A 13,645-nucleotide genomic window follows, 5' to 3' on the forward strand; every position below is an offset into this window, starting at 1 on the left:
CCCGACTTTTCGGGTTGCTACCGCGGCATGTCCTCAAGGTGATTCTTCATGCTGTGGTGATGCTGCTGGTCGGGGACCCGGATGCGGGTCAACGACGAACTTCACGGCATCGCGCTGCACGCGGCGGCTCTGCACACCATGGTAATCCTGTTCTCATTTATCAGGAATTGGGAACGCTTTCGGAATCGGAGACAAGCAGGATAATCTCATCACTACGCAAATGCTTTTGAGCAGTTCCATTTGCTGAGTCGTCGCGAAGTGATTATTGTCCCTCCCACGGATCGAACTGCTCATCTGAAGATGAATCGCCAAGCTGCTTCGGACTGACGCGGACCTCATACTGTATGTGGTTGGGCACATGGACAGTGTCGGCGGATTCGACTACAACATGTATTTGATCCGCAAACGCGCCCAGGCAGCGTCCCAGGAACTGACCGACAGATACGGTTTGGATGGGACCAGGCTGAAGAGTGCCGGAGTTGGCTTCCTGGCCCCGGTAGCCCCCAATGATGATGAAGACGGCCGTGCCCTGAACCGGCGGGTGGAACTCGTCAAGGATTCCGGGAGAGACTGAACGTATGACAGTAATAATGTCAGTTTTTTCTTGGTAATCAGGGGATCGATTTTTTGAGAGTTCAGAATAATAACACTATTAAATGGCTTACGCATAAAGCCTGATAAAAGGAAAAATGAAAATCTCATTTGAAGAAGAGAATGATGCCGTGGTGTTTCGTGTCTCCGAATTCCACAAGAAATACGAAAGTGTATTGAAAATTTGTTTTTACTCCCAAGAAAGCAGCAGCTACACGAAACGATTTCCCAAAAACACAAAATATCTGGATAAGATAATGAAATACTATTATGATCATGCACAGGACATGTTTGATCAATTGGGGTATTTCAAACCTATTCCTTGGGATATTGCTCTATTTGATTTTGCAAAAGAGCTAGAGAATAAGGATATTAACTGGTGGTTGACCGGTAGTTGCGCGGTTTGCGTAAGAGGTATCCCATTAAATCCTCACGATGTTGACATAATGATTGATTCTTCAGATGTTTACAAAATCAGTGACATGTTCTCTGATTACCTGATTGAGCCAATAGTCGACACAAATGGGTGGTTAACAAAAGACTTTGGAGTAATCTTCCGACATGCAAGGATAGATATTGCTTCTGATCCGCAAGATATATTAGATAATCCAGAACCAATCGACTGTGGCCCATCCGCACTGGCCAATCTGGAAGAAGTGAATTGGAAAGGTTTAATAATAAAAGTGCCTCCATTACATCTGTCACTCAATGTTAATAAAAGACGTAAAAGAATCGACAGAGTCACAAAAATAGAGCAATATTTGAATCAAATCAGCTAACAAATGCATACACCCCACTCTACTCGCAGCTTTTGCGTCGATCTTGGCAAAGCAGGTGATGCTTGGATTTGTCTTCCCATAGCATCCTGATAATGGCTCGGATACTCTTCATGGTACACATCGCCTGTTTTCAAGGCTACTGCTGACTCAATATGAATTTATTACAATTTAGTTGGTGAACTGACATGCAATAATTTCGTTTTACAAATTCTATGCTGAAAATATCCTGTACTAGATCAGACCATCATATAAGAAATTAGAGATTATCGTGTTATGAAAAAAATATTGCTTACTCTTGTGGTTATTTGTTTTACCATACTCAGCAGTTGCATGAAAAACGCGGACTGGCAATCCGCGATAGGAGGAAAAACAATACGGCATGAAAAAGATAACAGATTAATATGGCAGTATTTAACAGGCTCAGATGTTTATTCATCTGTTGCAATCAGTGAAGATAATATTATTTATAGTGGGTCAGATGATGGATTTCTATATGCATTGAATAGTGATGGAACATTGCGATGGAAATTTAAAGCCGGGAATGAAATATATTCTTCACCTGCCATATCACAAGATAAAACAATTTATTTTGGTTCAAAAAATGGGTATATTTATGCGGTTGATGACAATGGGAATCAAAAATGGAAATACAAATTGGGAGGATATGTTTGGTGCTCACCAGCGATAGATTCTAATGGAACAATCTACATTGGATCTAAAGATGGCTATTTTTATGCATTTTCCCCTAATGGAGAGGTAAAATGGAAATTATTGGTAAAAGGATGGATTAGATCATCACCGTCAATTGATGAAGAAAATGGCTCTATATATTTTGGCACAGATGAGGGAAATAAATTCTATTCTGTTTCTTTTGATGGAAAAATCAAATGGATATATGAATGTACTGGTGAAGTTCCAGGATCTCCTGCTATCGATAATTATGGAAATGTATATTATGGTACAGAAGATGGTTGGATATATTCAAACGATAAAGATGGAGTATTAAGATGGAAAACATATTTAAGATCATCACTAAGATCTTCTCCTGTAATAGGGAAAAACGGTGATATCTATATTGGATCATATGATAATAATTTATACTCGCTAAACAAAGACGGTTTAATAAATTGGAAGTATCGCACAGAAAGCTGGATACGTTCTACTCCTATAGTAGGGGAAAATGAAATTATATATATTGGATCTGATGATGGTTGGATTTATGCTTTAGACATTAATGGCGAGTTAGTAGACAAATACGGCTTGACAGATGCACTTTATTCATCCCCTAGTATTAGCAATGATGGAATAATGTATTTTGGCACAGACGATGGCTATATAAATGCTCTCAAGGTAAATTCCAATGGCATTCTGCAAAAAACTTGGTCGAAATTCAGAGGCAATATTTTAAATAATGGTAAATTATGAGACAATAAACTGCATTATTTCATATTAATGAAACATTTTATTGCGATTTCAATAAGCAACTCACATTACGTATGAGATATTAATCTCTTGTTCGATATCCGTTATCTGGTCACAAAAATACTTGAACAGCTTCCTCATTACATGAAAATGGATTACGAAATGCCATGAACCCAGGATACTCTCCATGAAGAGGGACCTCGCATGCTTGATCCACAACCTCTGTATTTGTATACTGATTACCTGATCGTCTCCTATTACATCACCACAATGAATGATGTCCTTGCAAAAAACAAAATGTCTTTTCGCGGCATAATGAAACAATAACAACCTGTTTTCAACCAAAATTCAACCATCATCTTTCTACAAGTAGAAACACGTTTCAGACAGGTCGCGTTACTGCTTGGTCTTGTTCGGGGCGCTTTGCGCGGGCTTGATTCTTGTCCTTTCCGGGTGCTCATCATTTGAGGAGCGAAAGGGGAAACTGCTGCAGACAGCACTTCAGGCCAGGAGCGACAAGGCCTCCAACGCTGTGGCCAAACTCAGCGGGCAGGAGCATTTAGCCAGGGTCGCCCTGAAGGAAATAACCGACCCGGATACCCTGGAAAAGTACGTCCTGGAACACGCGACGGAGGGAAAGCCGTTTGACCACAGCACCCGCTACAAGGCCATAGGCTCCAGGAACCTGCATCCCAACAGATGCAATTGATTTGTTTGAAACCAACAGTAATTGTGCAGATATGAGCATCCGGCACTGCTCGACTCCAACGGTCGAACAATCGCAAACCCGCCCACGTCTCAGGTCTTCACTATATACCGGTCTGCCTCATTGAAAAAAGTGATGTCCGCGTATCCGGCATAAATTTTCCCCGAGTGGCTGACGTTTTCCGGAATGTAATAAACATCCCCCTGGCAATATTCGGTTTTGACTCCGTCAATGGTCAACTCAATCCTCCCGCGAAGAACGAATCCGATTTGCGCCGCATGCGCATGCTCCGGAAGATCCACGTCGTTTTCAAACTCCATGAATATTACCTGGTGGTTCTTGGCCTGGGACAAGTAGGCCGTGATGCCCGCGAGCGGGATGTCGGCCCGCGGCAGGTTTCGGATCGGATATGGAAAGAGAGTGGGCATTGTTGCTCCTTCATAACGCCCCATACCTAGGTGGTTCAACTGGTTTGCATCGGACGACGGCTGATAATTTTGCCCCGGCCGCGCTTTTCACTACAGTGAACCTTCATGCCTTGATCGGCAATACGCCCCAAGATTGGCCCACGGAACACACTGAAAAGCACGGGAAACCTTGGGGACAACGGCACCTTGCCCTCGGCATTTTCACGAGTTTCAGCAAAATTTCGCTGTAGTGTTATCTGTCCCAGCCTTGCGAGCTGGGCCGCTTGGCCCGGAACGGACGGACCGTGGCGGGTCGTTTGCGCATGGGGCGCTGGTCATCGTCCGCTCGTCCGCCGTCCGAAACCTCCTTGACCTCGATCCGCAGCCCCCGAATCTGGTTCCCGTCCATCACCCGCACCACGTCCTTGGCGAATTCCGTGGGGACTTCCACGAAGCAGCGGCTGTCCTGCATCACGATCTTGCCGATCTGCCTTCCGGAGAGGCCTGTTTCCCCGGCAATGGCCCCGACCACGTCCCGCACTTCCACCTGTTGATTGCGACCGACGTTGAGCATCAGCCGGGTCATGCCCTGCTGCGGCCCGCTCTCCCGGAATCCGGGGCCAGGACGATTCCGGTCCTGATCCCGATCACCGGACCGACCGCGGGACGGCTCGTTGAACAGCAGCGCATCCTCCTGTTCCTTCCTGGGCGGTCCCATGAGTATTTTCAGCATCGCCGCGGCCATGTCCAGGGAAGAGACCTGTTCGTTCTCCAAAAAGTGCTCAACCACTCTTACCTGTTTTTCCAATCCGCCTTGAGCCATGCTCTCCCGGATGCCGCTCAGGAACTTATCGGTTTTGGCCTGTTCCACGTCTCCCACGCTGGGTACGCTGCGCTGAACCATCTTGGCCTTGGTGAACCGCTGGATGTCCCGCAGCTTGTAGAACTCCCGGCCCGAGGCGAAGGTGAAGGCCCTTCCGGTCCGTCCGGCCCGGCCCGTGCGCCCGATACGGTGGACGTAGTATTCCACGTCGCTGGGAATATCGAAATTAAAGACCGCTTCCACGTCGTCCACGTCGATGCCCCTGGCGGCCACGTCCGTGGCTACCAGAATCTCCACGCTGCCCGACCGGAACTTGCCCATCACCCGGTCGCGCTGCACCTGGTTCATGTCCCCGTGCAGCCCCTCGGACATGTACCCCCGGGCCTGAAGGTGCTCCACGATCTGATCCACGCCCCGCTTGGTATTGGAAAAGACGATGCTCAGCTTGGGGTTGAACACATCGATGATCCGGCACATGGCCTCCAGCCGCGAGCCTCGGGGCACCTCGTAGAAAAACTGCTCGACGTTCGGCACGGTGAGCACTTTCTGGGATACCTTGGCCAGCAGCCGGTCCGTCTGATACGTATCCGCTAGGCGCAAAATCTCCGAGGGCATGGTCGCGGAGAAGAGCACGGTCTGTCGATTGGCGGGCACGGTCTGAAGGATCAGCTCGATGTCTTCCCGGAAACCCATGTCCAGCATCTCGTCCGCCTCGTCCAGGACCGCGATCCGGACCTTGTCCAGCTTGATGGTCCCCCGGTCCATATGGTCCATGACCCGGCCCGGGGTGCCGATGATCACCTGCGCCCCCTGGCGCAGCACCCGGATCTGCCGATCGATGGGCTGCCCTCCGTAGACCGGAAGCACGGTGACCCCTTTGCGGTATTTGGCCAGGGTGTTCAGCTCCTCGGCCACCTGGATGGCCAGTTCCCGGGTCGGACAGAGCACGATGCCCTGGATGTCCCGACTCGTGGGGTCAACCTTTTCCAAAACCGGGATGCCGAAGGCCACGGTTTTCCCCGTTCCGGTCTGGGCCTGGCCGATGACGTCCCGTCCCTGCATCAGCATGGGGATGGCCAAGGCCTGAATGGGCGACGGCTCCTCAAACCCCATGTCCTGAATGGCCTTCAGTGTTTCCTCGGATAGATTCAGTTCTTCAAAACGTTCGATTGTCATGGTCAGTATTCCTTTTGGGTTCTTGGCTTGGGAGCCGTGGTCGCTATTGCTTGAGATATTAAAAATGGTCGAGGGATCATTGATCCGCTTCGACGCCGTCCAGGCTTTCCATATCCTCGTAGGCCTCGGGGACGAATCGAGGCGTGCACACGACCAGAAAAAGCAGGTCAGAAATGCCGGGATTACTGATGCGTTGAGAAACGCCGGGGGGAATCAGGACCACGTCTCCGGGCTTCACGGTGTCGGCAGGCCGCCCGTCGATTTCCACCAAGCCCTGGCCTTCGAGAATGATGTACCGCTCCATGATGCCGCGCAGACGGTGCAAGCGGGTCGTGACGCCGGGCAGGACACGGGCCCGGGCCACGGACACGTCCTCGTCCCGGTCGGAGTTCCACCATTCGCTGATAAAACAGCGTTCCTCGAAAAAGTATTCGTCCATCATGGAGCCCTTGTACGTCAAGGGCGTTGTCGTCGTCATCCGTCCTCCGTCATCGTATTCAACAAACCACGGGCAAAGGCGTTTCCAGGACGATGGCCCGCTGTGAAACGTCCGCCCGCCAAGCCAACGCCTCCACGCCCAGGGCGGACACTCGGCGAAGGGTTTGGCCGTAGACGGGATCAATGACGTCCGCCGGGGACAGTCGGCGGGCATCACCGCGCTGGACGCAGAAAAAGATCACGGCCCGGTGTCCCTTGACGACCAGTTCGGCCAGGGTTTCCAGATGCCGGGAGGCCCTGACGCTCACGGCGTCCGGAAAGATCGCGGTGCCCTGCTCATCCACCGCTGTGACGTTCTTGACCTCCACATAGCAAGCCCGATCTTCGGCGTTTTCCAGCAGCATGTCGAGCCGTCCATTCTCCACCACGACCTCCCGGCGCACCGGTCGGTAACCGGCCAGTTCAGCGGCCTTGCCCTCGGCCAGGGCCTCCCAGACCAGACCGTTGCTCCTTCCGGTATGGATGCCCACCAGCACGCCGGACTCGGTCTCGGTCAACTCCCAGGTCCAGGGATATTTGCGTTTGGGGTTTTCCGCCCGGCTCAACCAAACCCGGCTCCCCGGACTCGAACACCCGAGCATGGACCCTGTGTTCGGGGTGTGCGCCGTGACCACCTCGCCGCTCTCCAGCCGGACGTCCGCCAGGAAGCGCTTGTAGCGCCGAATCAAAACACCGGTGATCAAAGGCTGGGGGAGCAGCATTCCGGCAACCTCGGCACAACGTGGCGCATGGAGACAGGCAAGAAGGGCAAGCCCCTACTCGACGAACCGCAACGTCAGCCGGAAGCGCTCTTCCCCGCCGGAAGTCAGCCGCAGCGGACGACAGAAATAGAACGCCGAACCCTGGGGGGTGCGCTCGAAGCCGCTTTCGGACTTGGTCACGGCCCACAGCGGAACATGGCGCAACGTGGCCTCCGGGCTGACCTCCACCAGAAACCGTCCCTGGGAATAGGGACAGGCAAAGGTCACGTCCGCGAGAGCAACGAAACTCCAGGACTGTTCGAGGTCTTTTTCCTCTTCCCCGCCGCCATTGCCATGGGATCGTCCGGTACACCGCGAAGTCAGACCCAAGGCCAGTTCCGTGGCCCAGATCGCGTTTCGGACATCACCCCCGCAAGCCGTAATCCGGTAATCCACCTCCACCCGGTCCGTGAACAACCGAAAGGACTTCTCTACGTCCAGTCCTCGCGAAGGGTCTCCTACCGGCTTGTCGAAGGAGTTTTCTGTAAAAGCCATCCGGCCCGTAAACGCCGCCTCCATCCCCTCCTTCAGTCCTTGAATCTCCCAGGTCATGGCCGTTTGCCAGGAGCTGGCCAAGGGCTGGAAGCGTCCGTGAGTCAGATCATCAAGACTGGTCTCGTCGGGCAGGAGATAATCCGCGAAGGGCATATGGTCGAACCGGTCATAGTCCAGTAACCGTTCCAGCCCCGGCTCCTTGGCCCGCACTTCCGCGGAGTGGATATGGAAAAACTCCTTCCATTGCGGATGGTCCGGCGTGATCACCTCGCCTTTTTCCGCGGCTTCCCGCAGGGCCTGATGATACGGTTCGGGATGCCGGGCAAAGGCCGTGGCCAAATTCAGGCGCTTGGGCAGGTAGTCCAGCTCCTTGGCCGCGGCCCCGTTGGCCGGGCTCAGAAAGAGCTGCCAGGGACCGAACCGCGCATGCACTTCCTCGCGTCCGTCCACGTCCACGTCCCGGACGGACCAGTGGGGAGAGGGCCACAGGCCGGACTCTTCCTGGGCCGCCAGGAGATTGCTGGCATTGGCTTGACGCAGATGGGTCAGGTAGACCCCACCGAAAACCCCGTGCCAGTAGGCGCAGTTGCACTGGCTGGCCCAGACCCGCTTGCGGCCCGACTCCACGGCCGCGTCCTCGCCCCGCTCAGCGGCCAAACCGTCCAGGGCCCTGGAAAGGTCAAGCCCCCGCTTCTGCAGCCAGTTCACTTCCGGATATTTGACCAGAAAGTTGCGCCAGAACCCGCCGGACAGAAACCGGGAAATATCCTGGGTCTCGCAGGCCCGGCGATAGGTTCCCAGGGTCGCGGCCTCCTGGGTGGGCATGGCCCAGTCCATCATTTCCAGATAAGAGGCCGTGGGCAGGTAGACTCGGCCCTGGTCCGCGTGACGCTCCATGTACTCGGCCGGAGTGACCGTCTTGATCCAGTCCCGCCGCTCCAGCAACCCGTCGAAAAAGCGGCGCATATAGCCCTGTTCCCAGCAATGCTCGTGGGTTCTGGGCCACAGTCCGAACCGCTCGGCGTCGTCGCCCAGGCAGGCCAAAGGCGCGATGCCCTGGTTCCGACCCAGCTCGGCCAGATCGCCCAGCATGGTCCAGACCGCGTCCAGAGGCTGCCAGGGGATCAACCGGCGCAGCGGCTTGAGATTGACCAGGAGGCGCAAGGGATGGCCGCAGTCCTCGGTCAGCCAGGTTCCGACCAGGCAGCGCACCCCGGCCCTGTGCAGGTGGTTGTCGTCCACCAAACTGTAGCGGAGGCCCAGGGGTGCCAGCCAGGACGGCAGGTGCGGCTCCCAGACCCGCTCGGTCAGCCAAAGCCCGGTGGGCGTGACGGACCAAAGGTCTTCCATGGCTCGGATGTGCATCCGCACCTGACCCTGGGCATCCTCGGGCCGGAGCATGGGCAGCACGGGCTCGTAATACCCGCCTGCCAGAATCTCCACCTGCCCGCGCTTGACCAGTCGGCCCACCTGTTCATGCACCGCGGGCCGATGCTCCAGCAGCCAGTCCAGCAGACAACCGGAAAAATGCAGCCCGACTCGGATATCCGGATAGTCCCACAGGTGATCCAACAGCGGTTTGTAGGCCAAATCGTAGGCATTGGCGAAAACATGATCGAAATTGCCCACGGGCTGATGAAAATGCAGCACCAGGGAGAAATACACGGGGGATTTGGGCATGAAACGCATTCCTCTAAAACGGCAGCTCGGAAGCCGGAGTTTCCCGCTCCTGAAACGTGGTCTTGTAGGTCAATCCGGCCAGAGGCAGGCGATTGACCGGAACTTGGCGCAGACGCAGGCCGAGGCCCAGAACGCGGCGAAGTTGAGCGCGCAGTATCTCCAGGGTCGCCCCGGACAGCGGGCCGTCCTCGGGATGGGCCAGGACCAGTTCCACCTGGTCGCCCAACCCGTGCACCGTTTGAATCACCAACCGAAAATCCGAGGACTCCGGGGCCATATCCCGGATCACCTGCTCCACCAGTCCGGGATGGACCCGGATGCCGCGAACCGAAACCGCGTCGTCGCTGCGCCGGAAAACCGGGGACAGCCGGGCCGAGTTTCTTCCGCAGGGGCAGGCCGCCAAGTGCAGCCGACTAATGTCCCCGGTCCGGAAACGAATCAGCGGATAGCCCTGGGTGGTCAGGCTGGTCACCACCACCTCGCCTTCCTCGCCGGGGGCGCGTGGCTGGCCGGTTTCCGGGTCCACGATCTCCACGTAAAAATGGTCCTCGGCCAGGTGCATGCCGCTTTGCTGGACGCATTCCGCGGCCAGGGCCGGCTCGATCATTTCCGCCACGCCGTAGACCGTATACGCCCGTAGCCCCAGGCCGCGCTCCAGCAGCCCGCGCACCTGGGGTTGCAGCGCCTCCGGCCCGAACAGGCCCACCCGCAGATGCAGCCCGGAGCCGCTTTCCCCTTGGCCTGGGCCTTCGGCCGGTGTCCGGCTTTGCGCGTCCTGAAGCGTCTTGATCAGGCTCAAGGCAAAGGCCGGGGTGCTGGCCAGCACGGTGGAGCGGAAGTCCCGCATCATCTTGATCTGCAAGGCCCCGGACACCGTGGCCGCCGGGGTGAGCACCGCGCCCAGGGATTCCGCGCCCTGATTGAAGGTGAAGGCTCCGGGAAACTGGCTGTAGTGAAAGGCCACCTGAATGATGTCCGTTCGGCCCGCGCCGGCCGCGGTCATGGCCCGGCACATCAGCTCGGTCCACATCCGCAAGTCCTGCCGCGTATAGCCCACCACGATGGGTTCGACGCTGGAAGCGGCCAGCCGCAACTGAACCACGTTGCGCAGCGGCACGGCGAACAGGCCGTAGGGGTAGGCCCGGATCAGGTCGTCCCGTGTCGTGAACGGAAGCCCGGCCAGGTCGCCCACTTCCCGGACATCCTCGGGCAGCAGCCCGATCTCCCGAAATCTTTTGGCGTAAAAATCCACGTTCCGGGCAACCAGATTGAGGGTCATCTGCACGCGTTCCAGCTGGACCTGCGCCAGGTTCTCCCGATCCATGCATTCCGCTTGCGGATTCCAAATGGCATGTTCCATATCCAGACTCCAAACTCACCGACTCAAACCAACAAAAACCACCGCCCCTCATCAGCCATCAACCTTCCGCCTTCACCCTTCATCCTTCCCTCAGCGCTCCCATTTTGCCTTGTAGTCCCGGCCCAGGTACGCCCGGCGAAAATCGTCGTTGCCTTGCAGTTCCTCGGACGTGCCGCTGAGCAGCATCCTTCCGGCCTGCAGGACGTAGGCCCGGTCGCTGATGCGCATGGCCGCCAGAGCGTTCTGCTCCACCAGCAGGATAGTCAGGCCTTCCTGTCGCAGTTCCGTCAAGGTCCGGAAAATCTCCTTGATCACCAGGGGTGCCAACCCCAGGGACGGTTCGTCAAGGATCAGCAACCGGGGCTTGGCCATCAGGGCACGGGCAATGGCCAGCATCTGCTGCTCGCCGCCGCTCAAGGTGCCGGCCTTCTGCTCCAGGCGCTGCCCCAGAACCGGAAACAGCTCCAGCAACCTGGCGCGATTGGCCCGAATCTCCGCCTGAGCCGCCCGGCGCAGGGCGAAGGCCCCCAGGTCCAGGTTCTCCCGCACGGTCATGGACGGAAACAGTTCCCGGGCTTCCGGAACCTGAACCAGACCAGCGGCCACGATCCGGTGAGGCGGCAGGGTCGTCAGGTCCGCGTCCTCGAACCGCAGTTCGCCTGAAAAAGGACGGATCAACCCGCTGACCACCTGCAACAGGGTGCTTTTTCCCGCTCCGTTGGCCCCCACAAGACAGACCGTCTCGCCCTGACCCACGTGCAGACTGACCCCGTGCAGCACGGCGATCCCGGCATATCCGGCGCTCACATTGCGAATGCGCAGCATGTTCCCCTATTCCCCCCTACTCCCCAAGGTAGGCCGCGATCACGTCCGGGTCGGCTTGAATCTCCCGCGGCGGCCCCTGAGCCAGCAACCGACCGTGATGCAGCACCATGACGTGATCCGTATGGGTCATGACCATGTCCATGTCGTGCTCCACCATGATCATGCTCAGGCCGCCGCCGCGCAGATCGTGCAGCAGTTCGGCCATGGCCTCCCGCTCGGCCATGGTCAGCCCGCCCATGGGCTCGTCCAGAAGCAGCAGCCGGGGCTCGCCGACCACGGCCCGGGCCAGTTCCAGGAGCTTGCGCTGCCACAGGGACAGCTCGCTCACAGGCCGGTCCCAGACTTCGGCCAAATCGTAGCGTTCCAGCACGGCCAGGCCCGTATCCCGCAAGGCCCGCTCCTCCCGCCGACTGCCAGGGCTGCCCAGCAAATGGCCCAACAATCCAACCTGACCGCGACAATGCAGCCCCAGGAGCAGGTTGTCCAGAACGTGCATCTCCAGCACGAGTTGCACGGCCTGAAACGTCCGGGCCAAACCCAGCGCGGCCCGCTGATGCACGCCCAGCCCGTCCAAAGGCCGCCCGCCCAGAACCACCTCCCCGCGCTGAGCCGCGTACAGCCCGCAGATCACGTTCAAAAGCGACGTCTTCCCAGCCCCATTGGGTCCGATCAGCGCCGTCCACAACCCCGAGGACACGCCCACGGTAATATCCGAAAGCGCCTGCAACCCACCGAAACGCAGGGAGATGTCGCGCAGAGAGAGGAGGTATGATTCGTTGTCGCTCATGAAAGTCTATATTGATAAATCTGGTTTCAGGGACCAATCAAGGTGTGTCTCTACAGCACACCGTATCATTTTCTTCCCCGTCACGCATTTCGCGCATCCATTCATCCGTAGAGCCTTTCATGCCAAACTGCTTTCCATACCCAAGAAGCTCTATAGTGTCTTCGTATATATCTATATTTTTTGCATAAACAGCAAAAAAAAACTTTTCAATGGCCTTTAAAATAATCGCATCATAATAAAACATGCCGCACTTTACACATACGTCAACAGGAGTATTCGGTACAAGGAGTGTTTTCTCTTTATACGAATATAAATAATCAACCTTTCTTTGGTCATAATCCGGAGAACCACAAAAATGACAATTACATTTTCTCATTGCGTTGCCTCCAAGGCTTCACCATGACTCCCACAATCCGCTTCATTCCCTCCCCGACCGCAGGCAAGAGCCCCTTGGGAAAAAACATCAGGACCAGCATCAAAATCAGGCCGTGGAGCAGGATCATCAGGTCAGGCCAGGCGTGGAGCCATTCCGGGAGCAGGAGCAGGAAGGCCGCGCCGAAGATGCCGCCCCAGAGGTTGCCCAGGCCGCCCAGGGCGGTCATGGTCACCAGTTGCAGGGAGACGAACATGTCGAAGCTGTGCGGACTGATGAACTGGAAATAGTGGGCGTACAAGGCTCCGGCCATGGCGGTGAGCAGGGCCGCGGCCACGAACAGGCCGACCTTGTAGCGGGTCACCGGGACGCCCAGGGAGGCCGGCAACAGATCACCCTGGTGCAGGCTGCGCAAGGCCCGGCCCGGACGGGTGCGCAGGAAATTGGCGCACAGCCAGAGTACCAGCAACAAGACGGCCCAGACCAGATAGAAAAAATTGCGGTCGTCGCTCAGGTTCAGCCCGGCCAGCTCCATGCCGGGAATGCCGAACAGTCCGGATGTCCCCCCGGTCAAGGATTCCCACTGAATGCAGACGATGGTGAAAATGATGTTGAAGCCCAGGGTGGCCATGACCAGATAATGGCCTTCCAGTTTGAGCGTGGGCACGGCCAGAACCAGGGCCACGAGGCAGGCGACGGCCACGGCCACGAGCATGGCCGCTCCCACCGGGAGCCCGAAATGGACGCTGAGAATACCTGATCCGTAGGCCCCCAGGCCGAAAAAAGCGGCCTGACCCAGGGAAACCTGCCCGGCCATGCCGATGAGCAGGTTCAGGCCGGTCACGGCCAAGGCGAACACCCCGATAAGGCTGCCCAAAGAGAGTAAATACGTGTCCGCAACCACCCAGGGCGTTGCCAGCACTGCCAGAGCCAGGGCCGCATACGGCGTCCAAGCCGCCAACCGCGCCCCACCTCCCCCTCGT

General features: G+C 56.4%; 14 protein-coding genes. 4 read left to right on the forward strand and 10 right to left on the reverse strand.

Features of this window, described 5'->3' with window-relative positions:
* Positions 1-313 precede the first annotated feature (313 nt).
* From C6366_RS08595 to C6366_RS19570, 4 genes are all read left to right on the forward strand, one after another.
* Positions 314-574, forward strand: a complete 261-nt coding sequence (locus C6366_RS08595; protein ID WP_255412089.1) for an OmpA family protein — start codon at positions 314-316, stop codon at positions 572-574.
* Positions 575-689: 115 nt separating this feature from the next.
* Positions 690-1,370, forward strand: a complete 681-nt coding sequence (locus tag C6366_RS08600) for a hypothetical protein (RefSeq protein WP_199221468.1) — start codon at positions 690-692, stop codon at positions 1,368-1,370.
* A 273-nt stretch (positions 1,371-1,643) separates the two neighbouring features.
* The gene (locus C6366_RS08605; RefSeq protein WP_107737048.1) at positions 1,644-2,795 is read left to right on the forward strand and encodes a PQQ-binding-like beta-propeller repeat protein; all 1,152 of its coding nucleotides are present in this window, start codon (positions 1,644-1,646) and stop codon (positions 2,793-2,795) included.
* A 529-nt stretch (positions 2,796-3,324) separates the two neighbouring features.
* Positions 3,325-3,501, forward strand: coding sequence for a hypothetical protein (locus C6366_RS19570; protein WP_158269704.1), 177 nt, complete (start codon positions 3,325-3,327; stop codon positions 3,499-3,501).
* Between the two features lie 89 nt (positions 3,502-3,590).
* Here C6366_RS19570 and C6366_RS08615 read toward each other — a convergent pair whose 3' ends face one another.
* From C6366_RS08615 to C6366_RS08660, 10 genes are all read right to left on the reverse strand, one after another.
* Complete coding sequence (locus C6366_RS08615; protein WP_107737051.1) at positions 3,591-3,926, reverse strand: cupin domain-containing protein; 336 nt, start codon at positions 3,924-3,926, stop codon at positions 3,591-3,593.
* Positions 3,927-4,158: 232 nt separating this feature from the next.
* Positions 4,159-5,904 (reverse strand): DEAD/DEAH box helicase, encoded by a 1,746-nt coding sequence (locus C6366_RS08620; RefSeq protein ID WP_107737053.1) that lies wholly within the window; start codon positions 5,902-5,904, stop codon positions 4,159-4,161.
* Positions 5,905-5,980: 76 nt separating this feature from the next.
* Positions 5,981-6,382 (reverse strand): cupin domain-containing protein, encoded by a 402-nt coding sequence (locus tag C6366_RS08625; protein WP_233248438.1) that lies wholly within the window; start codon positions 6,380-6,382, stop codon positions 5,981-5,983.
* A gap of 19 nt (positions 6,383-6,401) precedes the next feature.
* Positions 6,402-7,103: a DNA/RNA nuclease SfsA gene (gene sfsA, locus C6366_RS08630; protein WP_107737055.1), complete on the reverse strand. Its 702-nt coding sequence runs from the start codon at positions 7,101-7,103 to the stop codon at positions 6,402-6,404.
* Positions 7,104-7,157: 54 nt separating this feature from the next.
* Complete coding sequence (locus C6366_RS08635; protein WP_158269705.1) at positions 7,158-9,317, reverse strand: alpha-amylase/4-alpha-glucanotransferase domain-containing protein; 2,160 nt, start codon at positions 9,315-9,317, stop codon at positions 7,158-7,160.
* Positions 9,318-9,330: 13 nt separating this feature from the next.
* The gene (locus C6366_RS08640; RefSeq protein WP_107737059.1) at positions 9,331-10,677 is read right to left on the reverse strand and encodes a phenylacetate--CoA ligase family protein; all 1,347 of its coding nucleotides are present in this window, start codon (positions 10,675-10,677) and stop codon (positions 9,331-9,333) included.
* A gap of 90 nt (positions 10,678-10,767) precedes the next feature.
* The gene (locus C6366_RS08645; protein ID WP_107737061.1) at positions 10,768-11,502 is read right to left on the reverse strand and encodes an ABC transporter ATP-binding protein; all 735 of its coding nucleotides are present in this window, start codon (positions 11,500-11,502) and stop codon (positions 10,768-10,770) included.
* Between the two features lie 16 nt (positions 11,503-11,518).
* Positions 11,519-12,289 (reverse strand): ABC transporter ATP-binding protein, encoded by a 771-nt coding sequence (locus C6366_RS08650; protein WP_107737079.1) that lies wholly within the window; start codon positions 12,287-12,289, stop codon positions 11,519-11,521.
* Positions 12,290-12,326: 37 nt separating this feature from the next.
* Positions 12,327-12,665, reverse strand: coding sequence for a type II toxin-antitoxin system MqsA family antitoxin (locus C6366_RS08655; protein ID WP_107737062.1), 339 nt, complete (start codon positions 12,663-12,665; stop codon positions 12,327-12,329).
* A partial coding sequence (locus C6366_RS08660; protein WP_146164802.1) for a branched-chain amino acid ABC transporter permease occupies positions 12,652-13,645 on the reverse strand: 994 nt, incomplete at its 5' end. The genes C6366_RS08655 and C6366_RS08660, both read right to left, overlap by 14 nt.

The organism is Desulfonatronum sp. SC1 (genome assembly GCF_003046795.1).
Classification (GTDB): Bacteria; Desulfobacterota; Desulfovibrionia; order Desulfovibrionales; family Desulfonatronaceae; genus Desulfonatronum.

Coding starts and splice junctions, on each gene's coding strand:
- C6366_RS08600 (WP_199221468.1), top strand. CDS start 690: ATGAAAATCTCATTTGAAGAAGAGAATGATGCCGTGGTGTTTCGTGTC.
- C6366_RS08605 (WP_107737048.1), top strand. CDS start 1,644: ATGAAAAAAATATTGCTTACTCTTGTGGTTATTTGTTTTACCATACTC.
- C6366_RS08615 (WP_107737051.1), bottom strand. CDS start 3,926: ATGCCCACTCTCTTTCCATATCCGATCCGAAACCTGCCGCGGGCCGAC.
- C6366_RS08620 (WP_107737053.1), bottom strand. CDS start 5,904: ATGACAATCGAACGTTTTGAAGAACTGAATCTATCCGAGGAAACACTG.
- C6366_RS08625 (WP_233248438.1), bottom strand. CDS start 6,382: ATGACGACGACAACGCCCTTGACGTACAAGGGCTCCATGATGGACGAA.
- sfsA (WP_107737055.1), bottom strand. CDS start 7,103: ATGCTGCTCCCCCAGCCTTTGATCACCGGTGTTTTGATTCGGCGCTAC.
- C6366_RS08635 (WP_158269705.1), bottom strand. CDS start 9,317: ATGCCCAAATCCCCCGTGTATTTCTCCCTGGTGCTGCATTTTCATCAG.
- C6366_RS08640 (WP_107737059.1), bottom strand. CDS start 10,677: ATGGAACATGCCATTTGGAATCCGCAAGCGGAATGCATGGATCGGGAG.
- C6366_RS08645 (WP_107737061.1), bottom strand. CDS start 11,502: ATGCTGCGCATTCGCAATGTGAGCGCCGGATATGCCGGGATCGCCGTG.
- C6366_RS08650 (WP_107737079.1), bottom strand. CDS start 12,289: ATGAGCGACAACGAATCATACCTCCTCTCTCTGCGCGACATCTCCCTG.
- C6366_RS08655 (WP_107737062.1), bottom strand. CDS start 12,665: ATGAGAAAATGTAATTGTCATTTTTGTGGTTCTCCGGATTATGACCAA.